Origin of the sequence: Sphingopyxis sp., from assembly GCF_965279755.1 — a bacterium.
GTDB lineage: Bacteria > Pseudomonadota > Alphaproteobacteria > Sphingomonadales > Sphingomonadaceae > Sphingopyxis.
The window spans coordinates 2645465-2665380 of sequence record NZ_OZ257261.1 but is presented as its reverse complement, the minus strand read 5'-3'; the positions used below and the strand labels follow the sequence as shown (position 1 = coordinate 2665380).

Below are 19916 nucleotides of genomic sequence, written 5' to 3'. Positions count from 1 at the left end.
ATGGAATGGCTGGCAAAAGGCCGGGGTCTGATATTGATCTTTCCGCTTCCGCCGCTTGCTGCGCAAACGAGTAATCTTCGGCCATAGCGCCAGCCAAACTCGGCCTTGGCGCGGCGGCGCGGCGATGTCCCGATCCGCCGCGCCGCCTGCGGCCAACTAGAAGCTCTGACGTAATTCAATGCCGATCGTGCGCGGACGGATGGTCCGGGCGCGGTCGCTGCCGGTGACATAATCAACATCGAGAAGCGGCCGGACATCGAACAGATTGTTCGCATAGAGGCGCACGCTCGTCCCGTCCTTGCCCATGCCGGCGGAAAGGTTGACGACTTCGAAGCTTTCCTGGAACTCGCCGGGATTGGCGATGGCCGGACCGGGGACGGCACCAGGGTAGATGACCGTCACCGTGTCGTTGAAGTCATAGAGCGCCTTGCCCTGATATTGATATTCGCCGCGCAGTCGGAAATCCCATCCATTCCCCATCTCGGTCGAGAAGCCGGCGTAGGCGGTCGCAGCCCATTTCGGCACGAGCGGAATCGCATCGCCTTCCAGACCCGCGATACCGAGCGCGGTCTCGGTGATCTCGGTATCGGTATAGGCCGCGGTCCCGCCGATCTCGAAACCACGCGCGAGTTCGAATCTGCCCTCGAGTTCGAAGCCTTTCACCTCAGCCTTGCCGACATTGGTGCTGAAGCCGAAGCCGCAGCTCAAGCTGATCGACTGCTGGATATCGTCCCACTGGGTGAGATAGGCCGACGCGTTGACTGTCGCCCGGCCGTTGCCAAACTGGTTCTTGGTGCCGACTTCATAGGTCCACAGGCTGTCGGATTCGAAGCTCTCGGGCGCTTCGGTCAGCCCAACTTCTGCGAGCGATGCACCGCAGGTAACGGGATTGATCGGATAGCGGTTCGGCCCACCGGGACGGAAGCCCTTCGCAGCCGAGGCGAAAAGCAGATTGTCCGGGGTCAGCTTGTATGACAGGCCGAACTTGGGATTGACGCCATTTTCATTGCTCTTGCGCCCCACCACTTCGGCGCGTGGGCCGAAGAGCGGGCCGTCGTTGATCGCATCGACGACCTGCTTTATCTCGAAAACACGTACACCCGCCGTGACTTCCAGGTTGGGCACCACCTCGAAGCTCGTCTCGCCGAACAAGGCATATTGCTTCGTGTTGGTGAAGGTGTCGCCGAAGAAAAGCTGGCTGGTTCCGAACACCAGTTCGGTGCCGGGCTCGTCGAGCGTCTGGACAAGGCGGTCGTCCTGATTCGAATAATAGCCGCCGACGGTCCATTTGAAGCGCGCGTCGGGATTGTTGGACGCCAGACGCACTTCCTGGCTGAACGTCGAGGTGCGGCTATCGGAGAGATTGTAGCCGACGAGCGGATAGACGAGCGGTTCGAGCGCATTTAGTCCGGGGACTTGGCCGAACAGGCTCGACACGAAATAGCTGTAATCGCGCACGAAGGTGAAATGGCGATCGAACTGGGCCGTCAGCGACGTCAGTTGCACCCCGCCAAGATCCTTGTCGATGTTGAGGCTGTAGATCGTCGCTTCGTCAGTCGAGGGTTGCTTGATGCGGAACGATGACACGAAACCCTCGCGGCCGAGGAAGAAGTGCGAATTGTCGGCCTGCTCATAATATTGATGGAAGATCTGCGGACGGATCGACCAGCTCTCATCGGGCTGCCATTCGAGCGATGCGCGCGCAGCCCAGGTATCGGAAAAGTTGATGTCCTTGTCCGACCGGGTGGTCAGAGACGGGCGACGGAGCGGCGTATAAAGCGGCTGCGACGTGCTCGATCGCGCGATCGTCACGACATCGCCCGGCTCGGCGTCGACATAACCGCCGTCGCGGCGGTACGAGAGACCGGTGCGAAGCGCGAGCTTCCCCGCGACGATCGGCACGTTGACGACGGCCTCGCCATTATAAGAGGGCGAGCCATGCGCGGTCGCCGAGACGCCGACCGCGCCGTCGAACCCGAAATTGTCGAGATCGGGGGTCGCGCTCACATATTTGATCGCACCGCCCATCGCGCTGCCGCCATAGAGCGTGCCTTGGGGCCCCTTGAGCACTTCGATCCGTTGCATGTCGAAGAAGACAGGGTCGAAGGCGCCTGCGAAAGTGGTGGCGACAGTCACGAGCGAGATATCGTCGAGATAGATACCTGTCGTCGGCGACGAGGCGCCCGTGTAGAGGCCGCGGATATTGTAGCGCGAAAGGCCTCGCTCTGCCCCAGAGTTCGAGAGGCCCGGAACACTGCGCAGAACATCCTGGATGTCGGATGCCCCGCGATCGCGCAACGCGTCGGCGGACACTGCAGTGATCGAGATCGGCACATCCTGGACACGTTCGCTCGACTTGCGCGCAGTGACGACGATCTCATCACCGGCAAGCACCGGCCCATCTTTTGTCGCGTCGGCTTCCTGCGCGAACGCTGGCAGCGAGGTGGCGAGCGCGGTCCCCGCAAGAGCGATGAGGCTCAGTCGTGCGTGTGTCCTGATCATGGCAGCAGCAATCCCCCAAATGTGAAACCGGCACTTTTCCGGCATTTGTCGAGGGTGACTGTGCGGCAGGAGCAGAGCACGACGCAACGCGAGTAATTCTGGGCGTTTGGGTTAGAAAGGCTGCGGCTAGCCATAGCGAGCGACCGGCCTATATCTTTCCGCTAACGCGAATAGCGCCTGGATCCCTCCGGAAATAACGAGACTGCAAGATGACCGACGGCCATTTCTATCCCATAGGCAAAGCTGGCGAGCCATGGGGGCCGGCCGAGGTCGAGCAATGGCGGCGCCGGCAGACGCGCCATCGCAGCTACGCCGAGGATATCGTCTCGCGGATCGAGGCGCTTGCCGGCAGCTATGAGATTCTGACCTATGGCGAACTTGCCTATGCCGGGGAAGCCTTCCCGCTTCTGGCGGTCCGCACCTCGCCCGCGGACGCGATGCTACCGACTGCCCTCGTGACGGGCGGCGTCCATGGATATGAGACCAGCGGCGTCTTGGGGGCGCTGGCGTTCCTTGAGACAAAAGGACTCGACTATGCCGGCAGGCTGAACCTGCTCGTCGTTCCCTGCGTCAGCCCCTGGGGCTATGAGCGCATCAACCGGTGGAACTTCGATGCGGTCGATCCAAATCGCAACTTCAGGGCCGATGGTCCATCAAAGGAAGCGACCGCGCTCATCCAACTCGTTCGCAGCGCGGCAGATGATTTCCTCGTGCACATCGACCTGCACGAAACGACCGACACCGACGCCACCGAATTCTCGCCTGCCCGGGCATCGCGGGACGGGAAGCCCTATCAGCTCGAGACGATCCCCGATGGATTCTATGTGGTCGACGACAGCGCAAACCCGCAGCCCGCATTTCAACAGGCGATCGTCGCCGCGGTGGAGAGGGTCACCCACATCGCCCCGGCGGACGCGGCTGGCGAGATCATCGGATCGCCCGTCGTCGCGCATGGGGTGATCGAGTATCCGCTGCGTGATCTAGGGCTTTGCCCGTCGATTACGGGAGCGCCATATACAACGACGACCGAGGTCTATCCCGACAGCGGCCAAACGTCGCCTGCCGAGTGCACTCGCGCACAAGTTACGGCAATTGTTGCCGCTCTTGATTACGCGCTGGAGCAGGCTTGAGACGTCTTGTCGGCGCGGCAGGCAAGGACTGCGACCACAGTTCATCTCGCCGGTAACGCCGTCGCAGCCCGGCGGCGATAGCGACCTCGCAGCAAAAAATCTGCGGCAATCTATGCCAGCGCGGCTTGGAGCGCGGCTAGCATGGACGCCTTGAACGACTTAGCCACTCGGGTCTCCGGAGCGAAATATTGAAAAGCATGATAGGCCCCCGGAACGACGGTCACCCCGGTTGAAACGCCTGCGGCGATCAGGCGCGCGGCAAAGGTGATATTCTCCTCGACGAAGAGGTCGATACTACCGACCCCGAGCCATGCGGGGGGCAAGCCCGACATTGACTTTTCGCGACCCGGCACCCCGGCCGCATTATCCGGATCTCCGGGTTGGCGACCAAGAAAGGATTGCCATCCGAACCGGTTGACCTCGGCCGTCCAGACCAGCGATCCGATCGGAGCCGGCACCGATCGTGCGCTCCCGGTCCGGTCGTCCAGCATGGGATAGACGAGACATTGGAAGGCGACCGGCACCTCTCTCCGGTCGCGAGCCGCGATCGCCAAAAGGGCGGCATGACCGCCGCCGGCGCTCTCTCCCACAAGGGCGATGCGCTGGGGATCGATTCCCAGGTCGCGGGCGTTCTGATAGACCCAGCGCAGCGCAGCATAATTGTCTTCCAGCGAGGCGGTATAACGTGCTTCCGGAGCAAGACGGTAGTCGACGGAGATGACGGTGCAGTCGAGCGATGTCGCGAGGTCCTGGCACGTTCCAATATCTTGTCCCGCGCTTCCGAGCACAAAACCTCCGCCGTGCATGTAGAGGATGCCACCGCGCTTTCGTCCCGGACGAGCGTTGAAAACGTAAATGGTGACGGGCGCACTGCCGGCCACGCCAGCGATCGATGGTTTCACAACCCCGCTGGGCAGCTCGGTTACCGGAAAAGGCGACTCTCGAAACGCCTCGAGGCCTTCGAGAGTCAGATGCGTTTCGCCGCCAAAACTCTCGCGCATGGTTTCAACCGCCGGGCGAAGTTCCGGGTGGACGAAGGAGAGGTCGGGCGATTCCGGGCTGATTGCTCCGACCTGCAGGGGCAGCAAAGCGAGGGATGCTCCCATCCCGGCAATTGCTTCGCGCCGACCTATTGCCACAGCGCTTTACCTACCCTCACTCACCCTTTCGGGATCGATCACGCGTCGCGCGGAACTCATCCTGTACCGACCAGTTGGGCCAGTCGGTCGTCATCGCCAGCTCGCGTCCAACCGCATAGTAAAGCTGGATATCCTGCACGAAGCCGTCCCAGTTCCAGTCGGGATCAAACTCGTCCTTCGGATTGTGATAGCGGTTCCGGATATAGTCGTTCACCAGGGCTTTACCCCGTGCCTCGCCGCCATCGACCAGATCTTCACCGCTCCGCAGAAACATCATCGGCACACCGCGTTTCGCCAGGGTGAAATGGTCGGACCGGTAGTAGCTTCCGCGTTCCGGCGCCGGATCGGGGGTGTTGATCCGCCCGAGCTTCGCCAGCGCGCGGTCGAGATAGGCGTCGAGATCCGACTTGCCGCGTCCGAACATCGCCACATTGCGGGCCGGCGGCATCGGGAGCATCGAGTCCATGTTCACGCCGCCCACGGTCTTCGCGAGCGGAAACACCGGATTGGCGGCATAGACGTCCGCCCCGAGCAGGTAGGATTCCTCTGCCGTGAACGCGATGAACACCATGCTGCGTTCGGCGGGTCCGGCCTTGCTGTTCATCTCGGCAAGCGCCAGCAGCGCGGCGGTACCAGTCGCGTTGTCGACCGCTCCGTTGCAGATGTCGTCGCCATCGGGGGCGGGCTCGCATTTGCCAAGATGGTCCCAATGCGCGCTGGTCAGCACATATTCGTCGCGCCGGCTACGTCCTGGCAAGATGCCGATCACATTCTTCGAGCTGTGCCGGCGCAGGAGATTGTCGAAGCTCAGACTCGCCTTCACGCCGGTCAGCGGCACCGCCTTGAAGCCCTTCCGTGCCGCCGCCGAGGCGAGCTCGTCGAGATCCTGCCCGGCATTTTCCAGCAAGGCACGCGCTTTTTCGAGCTGGATCCAGCCCGACACCGGAGGTTTCTCACCGTCGCCGGATATGTCGGCGATATCGGTTTCGCCGCTCCAGCTGACCTGAACCGTTCCCCAGCCATAAGCGGCGGGCTCGGATTGATGGATGATGATCGCAGCGGCCGCGCCCTGCCGCATCGCTTCTTCATATTTGTAGGTCCACCGCCCATAATAGGTCATGGCCCGGCCGCCGAACGGCCCCTCCAGCCCTTCCGTCTGCCAATCCGGGTCGTTGATCAGGATGAGGACCGTCTTCCCCCGTACATCGACCCCCGCATAGTCGTTCCAGCCCTTCTCGGGTGCATTGATGCCATAGCCGACGAACACGATCTCGCTATCCTTCAGAGCGGTCGCAGGCACGGGGCGATAGGATACGGCGACATAGTCCGAGCCATGGTCGAATTTGAGCGGTACCTTGCCGCCGGTGATGCTGAGCCCCGAGTGGTTCTGGCTGGTCACCGCCACCAATGGTACGTCCTGGAACCAGCTGCCCTTGTTGCCGGGCTTGAGTCCGATCTTCTCGAAATGGCGGACTAGGTAGTCGAGGGTCATTTGCTCACCCGGCGTGCCCGGGGCACGCCCCCCAAATTCATCGGAAGCGAGCGTACGCACGGTCTCTTTCGCTGATTCGATCGGAACGGTCGGAATGTCTGTCCGGGACTGGGCCGATGCGGAGACTGCACCGGCGAATGCCAACAAAGCCGGGAGGGCAAAACGCATAGATCATCTCCACAAACCGGCGCAATGATGGCGCCATCATATTCCGAACAGCTGCATCGCCGGGACGGTCGCCACCGATTGCTGCCCCGACCCCATGAGAGGATACTAACCAAGCGGCATCATTGGAGAAGGCGAGAAATTCTGGGCCAAAGCCCCAGGCGATCTAAGGGACTGCGTAATCCGAGACCTTTTCGCCTAGTGATAGCAAAACCCGATTGGCCGATTGCGGCCCGGCGGCTTTTGGGCGCCTACTATATAGAAAGCGGACGTCGATGAATTCCATGCCAACCACACAGCATCGTCCCTTCGGCCGCCGCGGCGCGGCGCGGCTCCGTCCATCCTGCCCGCGCTAGGCCGTAGATGCTATCACCCGAGCACTTCGATGCGATCGCCGCCATTTTGGATACATCTCTACTGGCGATAGGACAGTCGCCCTGTTCCGCGCTGGAATAAGTCGCTAGGCTCGCCCTTCCGAGGAGGGGCCTCATGAAGCTTCGATCGTGTTTTGCAGCGCTGTTACTCAGCGCCGCTATATTTATGTCGTCGCCAGCAACTGCAGACGATGTCGCGCCGAGCGCACGTGTTTCGAGCGCGGTTCTTGTACGGCAAGGACCATCGACAGAAACTGCCATTCTTGCGCGCTTACGGCCCGGCGACAGCGCGACGCTCGTGGGCGAGATCAGCGGCTGGTACGTCGTCGAGCTTGCCGACGGTACCCGCGGCTATGTCAGCAAGGCGTGGACGATCATCCGTGCCGAGGAAGGCACCGAAGCGCTCGCACAGAGCCGTCACAAGATTCATGTCATCGATGTCGGCACCGGCCTCGCAGTATTCGTCGAAGGCCCCGGCTTCACGCTTCTTTACGATGCGGGAAGCCAAGACGATCTCCACGATGGGGATGAGAACCGCGTCGTTGCCTACATCCGCGCGGCGCGCCCCGACCTCACACGGATCGATCACCTGATCCTCAGCCACCCGCACAAGGATCATCTTCAGTTGATGCCTGCAGTCTTCGGCACGTTTCAGATCGGCAACGTCTGGGAGTCAGGGCGCGTCAACAAGACCGATGGCTATTGCCACTTCCTCAAGGCCGCGATGGCGGAACCGGGCGCACACTATCATGATGCGATTGCGTCGAACGCGACGCGCAACGTGACCTTCACGGGAAGCGGCTGCAACGGCACCGTGACCGTGCGTCAGGCTGAGATGATGAGCGAGGCACCGGTCGCGCTCGGGACGGGCGGGCGGATGCGGTTTCTCTATCGCGACGCGCATCCTTATTCCGATCCCAATGGCAACAGTGTCGTCGTGCGCCTCGACCTAGGCGGCAAACGCATATTGCTTGCAGGCGACGCCGAAGGCGGTGAGCGGGAGCTCCCCGCGACGCCTCCCAGCCCGCGCAGTATCGAGGCGAAGCTCCTTCTATGCTGCGCCGCCGATCTCAAGTCCGACGTCCTTATTGTCGGCCATCACGGCAGCCTCACTTCGTCCCGAACAGCTTTTCTTGATGCGGTGGGCGCATCAATCTATGCGATTTCGTCAGGCCCCTACCCCTATCACCGCGTCAGGCTACCCGATGCCGAGATCGTTTCCGAACTTGAGCGGCGGGGCCAAGTCCTGCGGACCGACCGCGAAGATGGCTTTCGCCTCGAAGATGATGCGCGCGCTTGTGAAATGCGCGACCGTAAGGTCGGGCCGGATGCCGACGAGATGCCGGGCGGATGCGACAATATCCTGATCGATATCGGGCCCGGCAACTCAATCCGCGCAGACTACAGCAGTTTGAGTGACTAGCAGGGGCATTCGCCACGACCAGCGCCGACCGCAACCGGAGCCGACGGAGACGAATATGGCAAAAGACGAAACCGAAGGGCGCAATCTCGTCATATGCTGTGACGGGACAAATAACGAAATCGGGACGCGGCTTTCGAATGTCCTGAAGCTCTATAAGATTGCCGAGAAGAGCGACCGTCAGATCGCTTACTACCACCCGGGGATTGGCACAATTGCGATGCCGGGCACTTGGGGAAAATGGCGGCGGACAGCCTCGTCGCTCTTCGAGATGATGACGGGGCATGGGCTCGATCGCGACGTTCTTGCGGCTTACTGCTTTCTGTGCCGCCACTACCGCGAAGGGGACCGCATCTATCTCTTCGGTTTCAGCCGCGGGGCCTACACCGTGCGCGTGCTCGCGGGCATGATCTATCTCGTCGGCCTGCTACGCGAGCATCAGATCAATTTCGCGGAATATGCACTCAAAGCTTACAAGCGTTCGAGCGAGACCGACGACCATGCGACCGCACGCGAGTTTCGCGACGTTGTGCGGCCGCAGGTGGCCGCCATCGATTTCCTCGGGGTGTGGGATACTGTGGCCTCGGTCATCGTCCCAGGGAGCACCCCCCTTTCCGACCCGACGCTCGAGGAGCTTCCCTTCACACGCCACAATCCGGCCGTCGCCGTGTTCCGCCACGCCATGGCGATCGACGAGTTCCGCCGCATGTTCCGCATTCTCCCGTGGAACGAGCCCCAGGAATTTCGGCCCAATCGCTATTCACAGGACGAAACCTTCCCCGCGCAGGATTGCCGCCAAGTCTGGTTCGCTGGCTGTCATTCCGATGTCGGTGGCGGCTTTGCAGAAACCGAAAGCGCGCTCTCCAAATATCCGCTTATTTGGATGATCGAAGAGGCCCAAAAGCAAGGCCTGCGCGTTCGCACCTCGATGGTCAATCATATCGCGCGCGGTCAACCGCGCGAAGGCGCACGAGACTATATGAAGCCCGATCCCGCCGGTCTGTTGCATCGCTCGCTCAGCTGGGGCTGGACCCCTTTCGAGATCGTCCCCAAGGCCAAGAAGTATCTCGACTGGACCGAACGGCGGTCATTTCTCGGCTATTATCTTCCTCGCGGTGAGCCACGCACGATCTTACCGAACGCGTGGGTGCATACGTCAGTGATCGACCGGCAAGGCGCAGTGCCTGATTACAAGCCGGTCAATCTTCCCGAAATATTCCAGACCGAAACGATTTCCGGACCAGCCGAATCTGATCCTAATGGAGGTCGCTGAAATTGGATTTCTCCATCCTCGCCAAATATCTATGGCGATATGCCCATATTTCGCATCACTATGGCAGTAAAGGTTAGGCATAATCAGTTTAAAACCGCATTCGATTGTATTACATAAATCCGGGATGAGGGAGATGTGCTGTGGCTGATGCCGGAGCTCTCGTGGGGCCAGTGCCGAACATTGTTGAGATTTCGCTGCGACTTATGCGCGGATCGACGGCAGAAGAAGCGCTAAAGGATGATCATGACTTCACGCCGATGCCGAGCAGTATCGGGCAGCTCTATTTCAACCAGTCCGGTGCGCACCCCCCGGGTTGGGTGAATTTCTTGGAAGAGATTGCACCGGCAGCGCGCGACGAGTTCCGCACACAAAGCTGCTCGGCCGTCCTGTTCGTAGAAACCAAACACCCGGCCAAGCGGCTGTTTGCGATTTGTTTTGGGCAGGGCCATCACGCATTAGCCGACGGCGCCGTCGAGACGGGGTTCGGCCTCAAGGTTACGCTTAACCTAGTATCGCGCGATCGTCTGCGTGTCATTGATAGCGCACAGCTCGACTCGACCGTTATGCAAAAGCGCACTCAAGCAAGCCGTAACGCAGATCTTGGTGCTTTCGAAGTGGATACAGACCGAGATTTGGTTCGGCTCGCGTCGGGCATTCCGTCTTCGAGCGACTTTGCTAAGGCGCTTACCGGCCGCGACGCGCTAAAATTCCGGGCGCACCTCGCTCCGACGCGCATAGTGGCTCAATGCGAGCGTGCGCTCGAGCTCTATGGCGAGACGTCTTACCAACGCGACTTCGGCTTTATCGACCACGTGCAGCCCGTCTCCAGTCGTACGCTGATCCAGGCCCTCGATGACATGGTTTTCGAGGAGTTGAAGATCTTGGTCGATGGCGGCGTCTCCGACCTGCATCTCGCAATCCCTGACATACTGGGTCCAGAGGACTCGGTAGAGATTGGCTATTTTGGTCTGGGGCTGAGCTCCGGCAAGGAGAGCTATCTGGAGCTGGCGATCGAGGACTACGTTTCTGAGCTAAGAAAAGGGAAGTTCGACACCATCACTGACATGCGGGCACTCAAACCGTCGCACGAGATTCGCGTAATGAAAAACGGACGCAGCGATGGCACACATCGCCGAAAGCTGTATTCCTGCTTTGTCTTCGAGACGAGCGAGGCGGACAATAGTTACGTCCTCTTTGACGGAATATGGTATCTGATTGAAGACAAGTTTCAGAAAGACGTCGAACGCAGCTACCAAGCCCTCCTGAAACCGTCGTTCTTAACTAAAACGGAAGCGAAAACTGAGCAGGCGTTGATCGCGGAGCTTATCGCCGACCAGCGACTTCTTTGCCTCGACCAGACCCGCTCCAATCCGGCCGGCGCACCCACCGCGAAGATCGAGGCCTGCGATTTCCTCTCTCGACAAAGCGAGCTGATCCATCTGAAGGACGGCCACTCATCGTCCCCGCTCAGCCATTTATGGAACCAAGCGTTGATCTCCGCCGAGGCGTTTATGGGCGATTCAAAATTTCGGGGCGACTTTCGGCGGGCCGCAACAAAGCGCGAGGTGAAATATAATCGCCAGGGCTTTGCCGCCCTCATTCCAGATGGACGCACGAGGCCTACCGCCAAGAATTTCACCGTAATCTATGGCGTGATGCGCCATGCCCACAAAAAGTCGAAAAACCTCAACCTCCCCTTCTTCAGCAAAGTGGCGCTACGCGCCGCGGCCGCGCGCATCGATCGGATGGGATTCAACGTACAGCTTCATCTGATTGAGAAAGTTTAATCTACCTCACGGCCATGGCGTGCCCTCCGACGTTTGCGAAGGTGCGATGGTCATGCGGTTTGGTCGCGAAGTTGCGCTGACAACAGGTATAGAGCCGATAGCATGATCAGTCAGACGCTTTCGGGCGGCAGAAGCCTCTCACGTCGAATGCAGGAAACCACCGGAGAAACTGGTATATGGTTTCTGCGCTGAGCGGGGGATCGCTAGACAGTGGGATTGATTTGCCTGTACTTCGGTGGGGGCATCGGCGGATCAGGCGGGGGATTGATGGCGGAACGCAAGGCTATACCGGCGGCCACCCGGCTGCACTTATTTGCTGCGGCATCGGGTCACTGTCAGCGGCCGGAATGTCTCGACGCCCTGTTCCCGGTCGAGTTGGGAGGCGACAAGCACATCGCGGAGATGGCGCACGTTATCCCGCATGGCGACGCCGGCCCGCGCTACGCGGACAGGCCGGAAGGGGATTTCGATGCTGATTCCTTCGACAACCTGCTCCTCTTGTGCCCGACCTGCCATACTATGGTCGACAAGGATCCCGACGCCTATCCCCGCCAGCTTCTCCTGGATTGGAAGCAGGCCCATCTTGGGAACCTGGCGCTCAAGCAGGGTATCAAGGCATATGACGAGCGCGGGCAAGTGCGTGAGGCAGTCGCCGCGGTCCTTGCCGAGAACAGCGCGATCTGGGAGCGATACGCCCCCGTGGACGGGGCCGAGTTCGAATATGATCCGGAGGCCGAGGCGGCGAAGGCTTGGGTGCAGCGTGTGAGGAGCGTGATCCTACCCAACCACTACCGCATGCAGGCGATTATCGAGGCGAACCTCGGACTGGCCAGCGACGAGGAGCGCCGGACCTTTGCAGAATATCAAGAACATGTGCGCGGCCTGTCCGAACGCCATGTCTGCGGCGTCGCTGGCCGCGCAAGTCGCTTCCCTCCGGCAATGGAAGGCATCTTCGCGTGAACTGGCAAATCACCTACGCGCTCGCGAATTTTGCAAAGCCGGGGCGATCTACCGCAGTGCATGTGGAGGACGACCTGATCAGGGTCATGACCCCGGATCAGCCGGACGTGCTAGCTGCCATAGCGCCCGGGGAGACAATCGACCTTGCGACCGCCACATATTACCGGCAGCGATTTCCAGCCATGGACTTCCTCTGCGGCTATCGGTCCAGCTGTGTCTGGGAAGGCGACGCGATCCGCTATCTTCAGGATCATGGCGTGGGCTGGGGCAGCTTTGGAACGCTCTCTTCGGCTGCCTTGGATGGAAAGGCCAAGACGGCGTCACACAAGACGTACTTCTTCTCGGACCGCCTCCTTCGGCAATATGGTCGTGTTGCCCAGGCCGTCCGCGAGTTTGATCGCGTCTATCAGGTCACTCTCAAGAACGGCGTCGTTTTCCGGTTAGGCATGATCGCAGAGTACGAACCCACCGCCGATGCGGTTCGCAGCCTTTGGGACCGGTTTGGTCCGATGGATGTCGCGTGGAACATCAACCCGAACGGGAGCCCATCGAAAGCAGCGATCGATGCAGGAAATGAGCTCGGATGCAAGGTGACAAAATGGGAAGAGCTGAGGGACTACATCCACCAGAGATCATGAAGGCTGGCGCGATCGCAGCTCACCTGCTGACGTGTTGCGGATCCCTGGTCAGTTTCGACGCCTATATGTTCGGCTCGACCCTGAACGGGGTCGGCGAAGACATCGACATTCTTGTCATTGGCCCCGGCGGTGAAACGCTATCCAACCTCAAAGCGGAAATGCGGTCGGCCGGCGAACAATTGCCACTCCACATTCTTTGCATGCTGCCATCAGAAGCGGATCAGAGCGAGTTCGTGTTCAAGGAGCGATGCGTACCGCTTGTGGATTTGGCCACACGCCTATCGCGATCTGGCTTTAATTCGACCACACACGGCACAGTTGTGAAGGCGGCTTTGCCACTTTGACCTTTGAAAGCCGACTAACTGCTGACGGCCCAGACTTTCGCATATGCGGCCGTCATCCGCCCAAAAGCGTTACGTCCGCTCCTGGCAAGAGCGGCCACTCGCCCGCGCCGCTGCGAATGGCCGCGAAGTCCCATTTTTCGCCAGTTCTCTGATCGACAGCAGGCGACCAACTCGAGCCATTCCCCGGTCAGAGTCAGAACGGCTGCTCCTGCCGAGACCCGCCATTCGCACATAATTGAACAGACTGGCAGTGCTCCCCAAGCTCGGCCGTTCTGCTGGCTGCAGCATGGTCGCGAGAGCCGACGTTCGCTCAAGTCATCGACCGGAACCCTTCGGTGGAGAACGGAACACCAGCTTTCCGGCGAAAATCGACACCGGCCCTCCGTTCAGCTTATGTGTTCGTAGCCAGTCGATTGTTCAATTCGGCATGGAGATGGTCGCGATCGCGCGTACTTCGGCCAGCAAGAGAGGGGAAAGCCCCAGCGCCTCCAGCGGCCGGGTTCGCAGCCACTGCAGCGCACCGGCGGTGTCGAGGTCCTTACGGGCGGACATTTCGTTCAGTTTCATGGCGGTTACACGCGACAAGCCCAGCGAGATAAAGCTGATCATCGTTTTGTCGGATGCGCCAATCTCTAGGTAAAGCGGCAAAGATGGAATGCTGGAAACCATGTCCACCAACCCCGCGCTGTCGAGGGCGTAGACAAGAAGGGCGCTATAGCAACCAAACAGCCGAACAGCTTGGAAACGGATGTCGCCCTCGATCAAATCCAGGGTGTTTCTGATCGTCGTCCGAACAGGCTTCGACGTATTTCGCGAAATTTGCTCGTCGATGATCTGAGGAAGCGGCAGACCGAGCATCCAGCGTCGCGCGATCAGAGCGTGGAACCGATGCAGATTCTTGGAGGTATCGATGCCGAGAATGATCTCGTGGCAAAGCTCCAGGACATCCGCATAGGACTGGAAAGCTTCACTCTCGCGGGGGTGCAGGGGGATGAGGGTCCGAGCGACGTCGGGGCCTTGAGCCACTTTCGCGCTTATCCGGTCGTAGAGCAGCTGTTGTTTGTGTGCCGAGATATTCGGAGTCCGGCGGATAACCGCTGCTGGGAGGGTGAGTTTTTCACTGGCGGCGGCGAGCGCGGCCTCTAGCAGGCCCGACTGAGCATCGCCTGCAGCGACGCCTGCTCGTTCGAATGTCTGACTGAGATCTCCGCCTTTGAAATCGGTATAAAGGCGGACGAAAGTGGTCTCGAGATCGGTTTCATCGCTGCGGCCAGCGCTCGGCGTGCCGGCGATGACGGTCATGAGCTGATCGTGATGTTCGTTCAGGCTGGTTTCGATCGCCGGAGTGATGATCGAGTCCTTTGGCCCTTCGAGCGGCTTCTTCTTCCATTTTTCGTAGTCGATGAGGAAGATATTGCCTTGGAATTCTCGTTTAAGTCTGCCGGCGCGACCGGCGAGGTTCCAGAAGTCGGTCGACTCCAGGGCCTTGGTCCGACCCTTCTCCGGAGCAAACATGAAGATGTTCTTGGCAGGCAAATTGACGCCCTGCAGCAGCGTGCTCGTGCATACGAGGAAGTCGACCTCACCGGACGATACTGCCGCTTCAATTGCGCGTCGAAGTTGGGTGGGGATGTTGGAATAGTGAAACGCGACGCCGTACTTGACGCACTCAACCAACGCGTAGTTGGCGTGGACTGCTTCTTTAGCCAGGTCCGACAGAGCTAGGCGCGCGACGGTCGGCTCGCGATCAGACATCAGCTCGGCCAGTTGGAGCGCAACGCTCTCAGCCTCCGCCGCGCCGTTTGCATAGATAATGTTCGAATGTCCGCGCCCGAGTTCCGCCGGGATATGGACGAGTTTCTCTGTTCGGCTTGCGACCGTTCGATCCAGCTGCAGCGTCGCGACTGACCGTAGCGCCTTTGATCCGTCCCCGGCGGTCTTGATCGAAAGCTTGCCCTTGGTCGCTGACTCGATGGTGGTGACCAGAAAGTTCTGGGCAACGGTCGGCTCTATAGACGAGAACTCGATCACGTCGTCCAAACCGAACAGCCGGCCGAAGACATCCAGATTACGGATTGCCGGACTGGCGAAGAGGATCTGGGATGTCCGATTGCGGACGAGCAGATCGTCGATGACCCATTGAAGCAAAACGCCCCGCGATCCGTCCGCGATCGAATGCGCTTCATCTACGATGATGACGCTGGCGCCAAAGTCGGGATGGGCACCGAGAGCGAGCTGCACCCTCTCTTGCGTCATCACATAGATGGCGCGCTCGGCAAGCGTGGTTTCCGCGTCGACCGGCACGGTGACAATGTCAGGAACATCGCGTGTCGTTCCCTCGAACTGAACCTTCAGATCCTCCGCGACCTGGGCGATCAAGGCACGGGTCGGGACGATGTAGACAACCGATTTTGCCTGGTCATTGTCGAAGAGGGCCGAAAGATACCCCTGCAATACAAAGGATTTCCCCGCCGATGTGGGCGCGGCCAGCGCGATTCGACGACTCTGCGTAAGGCTAAGCCACAGCTTTTGCTGGAAGTCTGTCAGCAGCACCGTGTACCCGTTTATCGTCACCTCATGCGCGTCGGCCGACGCGATTTCTTCAGCGACAAGCGCGAAGGGAAGGCTGGACTGTGCGGACTCAACGTCTGTTCGCGTGCCGATGGATGGGAAGTTGCCCAGACGCATGAGCACGACGCGCAGAGCCTGATCCAAGGGCACCTGTTCGGTGCCAAACAGATCGTATGCACAAGTCGCCACCCTGAAGGCGGCGCGTCGATGATCTGCTGTCTCCGAGCAAGCCAGTATGGCCGCTGAACGCATCAACCGCGTGGCATCTGTAATGTCCGCGGGCCCGTCATCGACGCCGCCGATCTCCTTGGTGAGCCATGCGAGCTCGATGCGATGGGCCGCGTCGTGAAATCCGGGATTCCCCCAAACTTTGTCAGCCAGTTCCTGCATCATGGCAGCCAGCCAATCCGAGCCTGAAAGAGATCGCGAAATTCCTGCACTGCCGGGAGCGGGAAGAAGAAGAGCTCGACATCCTGAGAGTCCAGTCCCGCCGCCTTGAGCGCAGCGGCGACCTTGGGAGCGACCGCTTCAAGATGCTCCTTCGCCAGCGCTCTAAAGGCATCCTCCGCGCCTTGGTCGCCAGCGGCGCTAGCCTTTTGGAAGCCGTCGAAATCGAAGCCGATCAGGCAGGTGGTGACGTCTTTGCGGTCGTTATAATCTTCCTCATGCGGATCCAGATACCGCAGAAGGGCTTCCTTGCCTTCGGTGCCCAATCCTGTGAAATCGATATTTCGCTGAACAAGCTGCAGTTCGTGGTCCAGCTCGTCTGGCTCCAAAGATTTTGCGATCGATTTCGCGGCGGACGTGATGGCTGCACCGACGTCGCCATACATTTTCGACTCTCCCCAATAGAGAAAAAGCCGCGCGGTCTCAGGGCAGTATCGAACATGGACCCCGTCTGCGCCGTGAACGGGCATCTGCGGATTGGTTTTTAAGGTCATCTTCGCGATGACCTGTGGAGCGCCTAGAATCCATTCTGTAAGGAGGTACAACAGTAGCTCGCCGGCTTCGCCATTCCGGTTTGTTGCCTTGTGCGCCTTGATGAAAAGCTTGGCGGCCGCATCATTGAGCTGTGTGGTTTTGACCAGGAAATCGTCGAACGGCATGGTCGACTGCAGCGCTCTCACTGCGTCAATTTCCTTTCGCGTCAGCGCGAAAGGCGTCAGATGCAGCCATGCCAGTTCCACCAGTTCATGGACCGTGGTTTTGCCCTGCCGGAATGCCGGAAAATGCAATCGAAGAGTGACGCCTGAGCACTCGCACAGTACCTCATGCTGTAGCTCTCTTATCCTCGGCCCTAGTTTGGAATAGTCCCGGCGAAGAGCCGCAAGAACAGCATCCAAGTCTGGGCCTTCGGCCTGTTCTGCGCTCTGCTGACTCAACTCGCCCCCCGTCAATCTTACCCCACCAACAAGCGTAGCGCGAGGATACGCTAAAGTAAGCAGAAACTTGGCCCAGGCGAAGCGTCGGGAAGGCCGGCGGAGGGGACAATCGGGTCAGCCCTTATATATTAGTACCCGGCTTGCCGACTGAACAAATGTACGCTTTCCGCGATCAGCCGCCCGGAAGCGGCCGGTCTGCGTGCAGGCCAATCTCTGTCGTTCTGCGGTGCCGGTCGTGCAGACGCCGGAGGTCGGCTCCTGGCCGGAACTGCCGTTCGACACGTCGCTAGGGAACGGCAGGAATGTCCCAGACCCGGTCTTTCGGGCCTACCGACGAGGCACCTTCGCGAACGGCAGGTTCTGGGATCCGGAGTCCGCAACTTGAACGGCGACAATGAGGCGCTAAGCCGCCGCCATCTATCTCATGCCGGCGGTCCGGCCATTCGCGATCTCCTCTGAAATCATTCGATAACTTTGGAGCAGGAGACTGATCTGCGAAGACCCTTGTATAAGCGCAGTTCGAACTTCATCCACGAAGCGGAGGCAATTCGGCGTCGCGCCTTCAAGATCGACTGATGAAAGTCCGCTGCCGCTGTCGCTGCCAAAACATCGGGCGGCCAGCGACTAAAGGTGCCGGGTTCTTGGGCGCGAGAGTACGACTTTCACTGGTTGGCCGTGCGGGAATGGCCGCCGGGATGTCCGCCGAAGCGGTGCGCTCATCGAGATGGTCCGCCCAATCCTGCAACATGCGCCGCCGCGGCGTAAGATAAAGCGCGCTGTTATAAGCACCGCGGACTTCGTCTTCATCCTCATGCGCCAGCGCCATCTCGACCCAGTCGGGCTTGTAAAGTTCCGCCTCGTTCGCCCATGTCGACCCAAGGCCCCGAAACCCGTGCACCGTCTGCTTGCCCAGATAGCCCATCCGGTAGCAGGCATAGAGCATCGTATTCTCCGAAATCGGGTGCCCCGGCTTTTCACCCGGGAACACGAATTCGTCATTGCTCGCCCGCCGCCGCCTCAACAACAATTCTGCGGCTTGGCGTGACAGAGGGACAAGGTGCTCCCGCGCCATCTTCATACGTTCGGGCGATAGTCGCCATAGAGGTTCGGCCCCGTCCAGGTTCTCGAACTCGGGCCAGGTTGCAAAGCGCGTCTCGCTCGTGCGCACCCAGGTCAGGAGCGTGAACAACAAGGCATCGCGCGTAGTCTCGCGGCGGCGCGGCGACTCCTCCCCATCATAGTCATGGATTGACTGCACGAGCGCGGGCAGCTGTGCCAGCGGTACCCGCGCCCTATGCTTCACTGGCGGCTTCGGCCTCAGCGCATCAGCGAGGCTGGTCGTCGGATCCTCGGTTGCCCAGCCGCTCGCGATCGCGAACCGGAAGACCTGCCCGATATTCTGCTTGAGGCGGCGGCTGATATCGAGAGCACCGCGCGCTTCGACGGCGCGGACGACCTCGAGAACTTCGGGCGCGGTGATATCTCCGATCAGACGCTTACCGAGCGGGGGAAAGACGTCCCGTTCCATCCGTCTCAGCACGCGGTCGGCGTGGGCCGGATCGAGCCCCTCCTCCCGATTCGCGTGCCAGGCACGCGCGATCGGCTCGAACAGCAGTGGCGAAGCCGCCACTTTTTTGGCGAGCTTCTTTATTTCGCCGGGATCTTTCCCCGCATCGAGCAACGCTTTGGCTTCACTGCGCTTTTGCCGCGCCATCGCGAGCGTAACGAGCGGATATTTGCCGAAGCTGAGAAGCTTTTCCTTGCCCCCGAAGCGGTATTTCAGCCGCCAAAGCTTCGAGCCGGTGGGCTGCACAAGCAGGTGCAAACCGCCACCATCGGCCAGTTTATAGGGCCGCTGGCGCTTGGTCGCATATTTCACTTCGAGCTCTTTGAGCGCCATGGGGGTATCGCCTGTTTTGCTGACATGCGAAATTTACCCCCTTTTTACCCCCAAAATCAAATCGCTGCACTGGTGTTCAACGAAACGCAATGACACGCATCGGCACCGAATAAACCGCTGATTTCGAGCGAAAAAAAATACGCTACGAGACGAAACGGGACGAATTGGGATGAAGGGGATTGGTAGCGGAGGAGGGACTCGAACCCCCGACACGCGGATTATGATTCCGCTGCTCTAACCAGCTGAGCTACTCCGCCCCGAAAGGCCGCCGCTTGGGCGAGCAGCGCCTATAGGCATGGCTTTGACGCCGGTCAATATCCTGTGCGCGCGCCCCGAAAATTCCGCGCGAACGCCGCTTCCCATGGCCCACCTCGATAGAGATGCACCGCAAGGCCGGTAAGGACCAGCGGGTGCGGACGAAATCCTTCGGCAAGATCGGCAAGCAGGGCCTTCGCCTCCGCTGGCACGACCTTGTTCTGCACCGTTATGTGGAGGCGCGGGACACCGCGATCCTGCGCAGTCAGCGCGCCGTGGAACCGGTCGGCGATGCGGGCGCGGATGGCGAGCAGTTCCGGACTCTCGATGCGGAAGGCCACGCCGCGGCCGAGCGAATAGAGCTCATGCACTCGGGCAGCGGGAGGCGGCGTATCCGAAGCGATCGTCCGGATCATCCCATCGAGCTCATCGCGGCACGACGGCGGCAAATGGTGGAAAAGCGTGATGTGCGCCGCCAGATGATTTCGTTCGGGCGGAAAATGCGCGGCGCGAAGATGGTCGAAGCGCCGCTGGTCGGCCGCGCCCATCACTGCGGTTACAATGAGGGGCGCGGCGCCAGAGAC

The 19916-nt window shown here is 60.2% G+C and carries 14 protein-coding genes and 1 tRNA gene; 7 read left to right on the top strand and 8 right to left on the bottom strand.

Features of this window, described 5'->3' with window-relative positions; translation table 11 throughout:
• Positions 1–156: 156 nt before the first annotated feature.
• The gene (locus ACQY80_RS13135; protein WP_428680374.1) at positions 157–2502 is read right to left on the bottom strand and encodes a TonB-dependent receptor; all 2346 of its coding nucleotides are present in this window, start codon (positions 2500–2502) and stop codon (positions 157–159) included.
• A 209-nt stretch (positions 2503–2711) separates the two neighbouring features.
• On the opposite strand from ACQY80_RS13135, the gene ACQY80_RS13130 reads away from it, so the two are divergent.
• Positions 2712–3632: a M14 family metallopeptidase gene (locus ACQY80_RS13130; protein WP_428680371.1), complete on the top strand. Its 921-nt coding sequence runs from the start codon at positions 2712–2714 to the stop codon at positions 3630–3632.
• A 110-nt stretch (positions 3633–3742) separates the two neighbouring features.
• Here the strand turns inward: ACQY80_RS13130 and ACQY80_RS13125 are convergent, their stop codons facing one another.
• Both ACQY80_RS13125 and ACQY80_RS13120 read right to left on the bottom strand, forming a co-directional pair.
• Complete coding sequence (locus tag ACQY80_RS13125; RefSeq protein ID WP_428680368.1) at positions 3743–4738, bottom strand: alpha/beta hydrolase; 996 nt, start codon at positions 4736–4738, stop codon at positions 3743–3745.
• Positions 4739–4787: 49 nt separating this feature from the next.
• Positions 4788–6431, bottom strand: coding sequence for a M28 family peptidase (locus tag ACQY80_RS13120; RefSeq protein ID WP_428680366.1), 1644 nt, complete (start codon positions 6429–6431; stop codon positions 4788–4790).
• Positions 6432–6917: 486 nt separating this feature from the next.
• Between ACQY80_RS13120 and ACQY80_RS13115 the strand changes: the two genes are divergently transcribed.
• From ACQY80_RS13115 to ACQY80_RS13090, 6 genes are all read left to right on the top strand, one after another.
• Positions 6918–8225, top strand: a complete 1308-nt coding sequence (locus tag ACQY80_RS13115; protein WP_428680363.1) for an MBL fold metallo-hydrolase — start codon at positions 6918–6920, stop codon at positions 8223–8225.
• A 55-nt stretch (positions 8226–8280) separates the two neighbouring features.
• Positions 8281–9495 (top strand): DUF2235 domain-containing protein, encoded by a 1215-nt coding sequence (locus ACQY80_RS13110; protein ID WP_428680360.1) that lies wholly within the window; start codon positions 8281–8283, stop codon positions 9493–9495.
• Positions 9496–9635: 140 nt separating this feature from the next.
• Positions 9636–11282 (top strand): DUF6119 family protein, encoded by a 1647-nt coding sequence (locus ACQY80_RS13105; protein WP_428680357.1) that lies wholly within the window; start codon positions 9636–9638, stop codon positions 11280–11282.
• Between the two features lie 267 nt (positions 11283–11549).
• Positions 11550–12242, top strand: coding sequence for an HNH endonuclease (locus ACQY80_RS13100; protein WP_428680354.1), 693 nt, complete (start codon positions 11550–11552; stop codon positions 12240–12242).
• Complete coding sequence (locus ACQY80_RS13095) at positions 12239–12880, top strand: hypothetical protein (protein WP_428680351.1); 642 nt, start codon at positions 12239–12241, stop codon at positions 12878–12880. The genes ACQY80_RS13100 and ACQY80_RS13095 overlap by 4 nt, the downstream gene beginning before the upstream one ends.
• The gene (locus tag ACQY80_RS13090) at positions 12877–13224 is read left to right on the top strand and encodes a nucleotidyltransferase domain-containing protein (protein ID WP_428680348.1); all 348 of its coding nucleotides are present in this window, start codon (positions 12877–12879) and stop codon (positions 13222–13224) included. The genes ACQY80_RS13095 and ACQY80_RS13090 overlap by 4 nt, the downstream gene beginning before the upstream one ends.
• Positions 13225–13641: 417 nt before the next feature.
• Here ACQY80_RS13090 and ACQY80_RS13085 read toward each other — a convergent pair whose 3' ends face one another.
• The 5 genes from ACQY80_RS13085 to ACQY80_RS13065 form a co-directional block, all read right to left on the bottom strand.
• On the bottom strand, positions 13642–16188 hold the full coding sequence (locus ACQY80_RS13085) for a DEAD/DEAH box helicase (RefSeq protein WP_428680346.1): 2547 nt from the start codon (positions 16186–16188) through the stop codon (positions 13642–13644).
• Positions 16185–17177, bottom strand: coding sequence for a HamA C-terminal domain-containing protein (locus ACQY80_RS13080; protein WP_428680343.1), 993 nt, complete (start codon positions 17175–17177; stop codon positions 16185–16187). Before ACQY80_RS13080 ends, ACQY80_RS13085 begins: the two co-directional genes overlap by 4 nt.
• Positions 17178–17739: 562 nt before the next feature.
• Complete coding sequence (locus ACQY80_RS13075; protein WP_428680340.1) at positions 17740–19077, bottom strand: tyrosine-type recombinase/integrase; 1338 nt, start codon at positions 19075–19077, stop codon at positions 17740–17742.
• Positions 19078–19257: 180 nt separating this feature from the next.
• Positions 19258–19334: transfer RNA gene (locus tag ACQY80_RS13070), tRNA-Met, on the bottom strand.
• A gap of 54 nt (positions 19335–19388) precedes the next feature.
• Positions 19389–19880 carry a 2'-5' RNA ligase family protein gene (locus tag ACQY80_RS13065; RefSeq protein ID WP_428680338.1) on the bottom strand — a complete coding sequence of 164 codons (492 nt, stop codon included), beginning with the start codon at positions 19878–19880 and terminating at the stop codon, positions 19389–19391.
• Positions 19881–19916: the final 36 nt, after the last annotated feature.

What these genes read in the sequence shown, in the direction of transcription:
- ACQY80_RS13110 (WP_428680360.1), top strand. Translation starts at nt 8,281, where the DNA reads ATGGCAAAAGACGAAACCGAAGGGCGCAATCTCGTCATATGCTGTGAC.
- ACQY80_RS13130 (WP_428680371.1), top strand. Translation starts at nt 2,712, where the DNA reads ATGACCGACGGCCATTTCTATCCCATAGGCAAAGCTGGCGAGCCATGG.
- ACQY80_RS13115 (WP_428680363.1), top strand. Translation starts at nt 6,918, where the DNA reads ATGAAGCTTCGATCGTGTTTTGCAGCGCTGTTACTCAGCGCCGCTATA.
- ACQY80_RS13085 (WP_428680346.1), bottom strand. Translation starts at nt 16,188, where the DNA reads ATGATGCAGGAACTGGCTGACAAAGTTTGGGGGAATCCCGGATTTCAC.
- ACQY80_RS13125 (WP_428680368.1), bottom strand. Translation starts at nt 4,738, where the DNA reads ATGGGAGCATCCCTCGCTTTGCTGCCCCTGCAGGTCGGAGCAATCAGC.
- ACQY80_RS13100 (WP_428680354.1), top strand. Translation starts at nt 11,550, where the DNA reads ATGGCGGAACGCAAGGCTATACCGGCGGCCACCCGGCTGCACTTATTT.
- ACQY80_RS13090 (WP_428680348.1), top strand. Translation starts at nt 12,877, where the DNA reads ATGAAGGCTGGCGCGATCGCAGCTCACCTGCTGACGTGTTGCGGATCC.
- ACQY80_RS13135 (WP_428680374.1), bottom strand. Translation starts at nt 2,502, where the DNA reads ATGATCAGGACACACGCACGACTGAGCCTCATCGCTCTTGCGGGGACC.
- ACQY80_RS13120 (WP_428680366.1), bottom strand. Translation starts at nt 6,431, where the DNA reads ATGCGTTTTGCCCTCCCGGCTTTGTTGGCATTCGCCGGTGCAGTCTCC.
- ACQY80_RS13075 (WP_428680340.1), bottom strand. Translation starts at nt 19,077, where the DNA reads ATGGCGCTCAAAGAGCTCGAAGTGAAATATGCGACCAAGCGCCAGCGG.
- ACQY80_RS13065 (WP_428680338.1), bottom strand. Translation starts at nt 19,880, where the DNA reads ATGGGCGCGGCCGACCAGCGGCGCTTCGACCATCTTCGCGCCGCGCAT.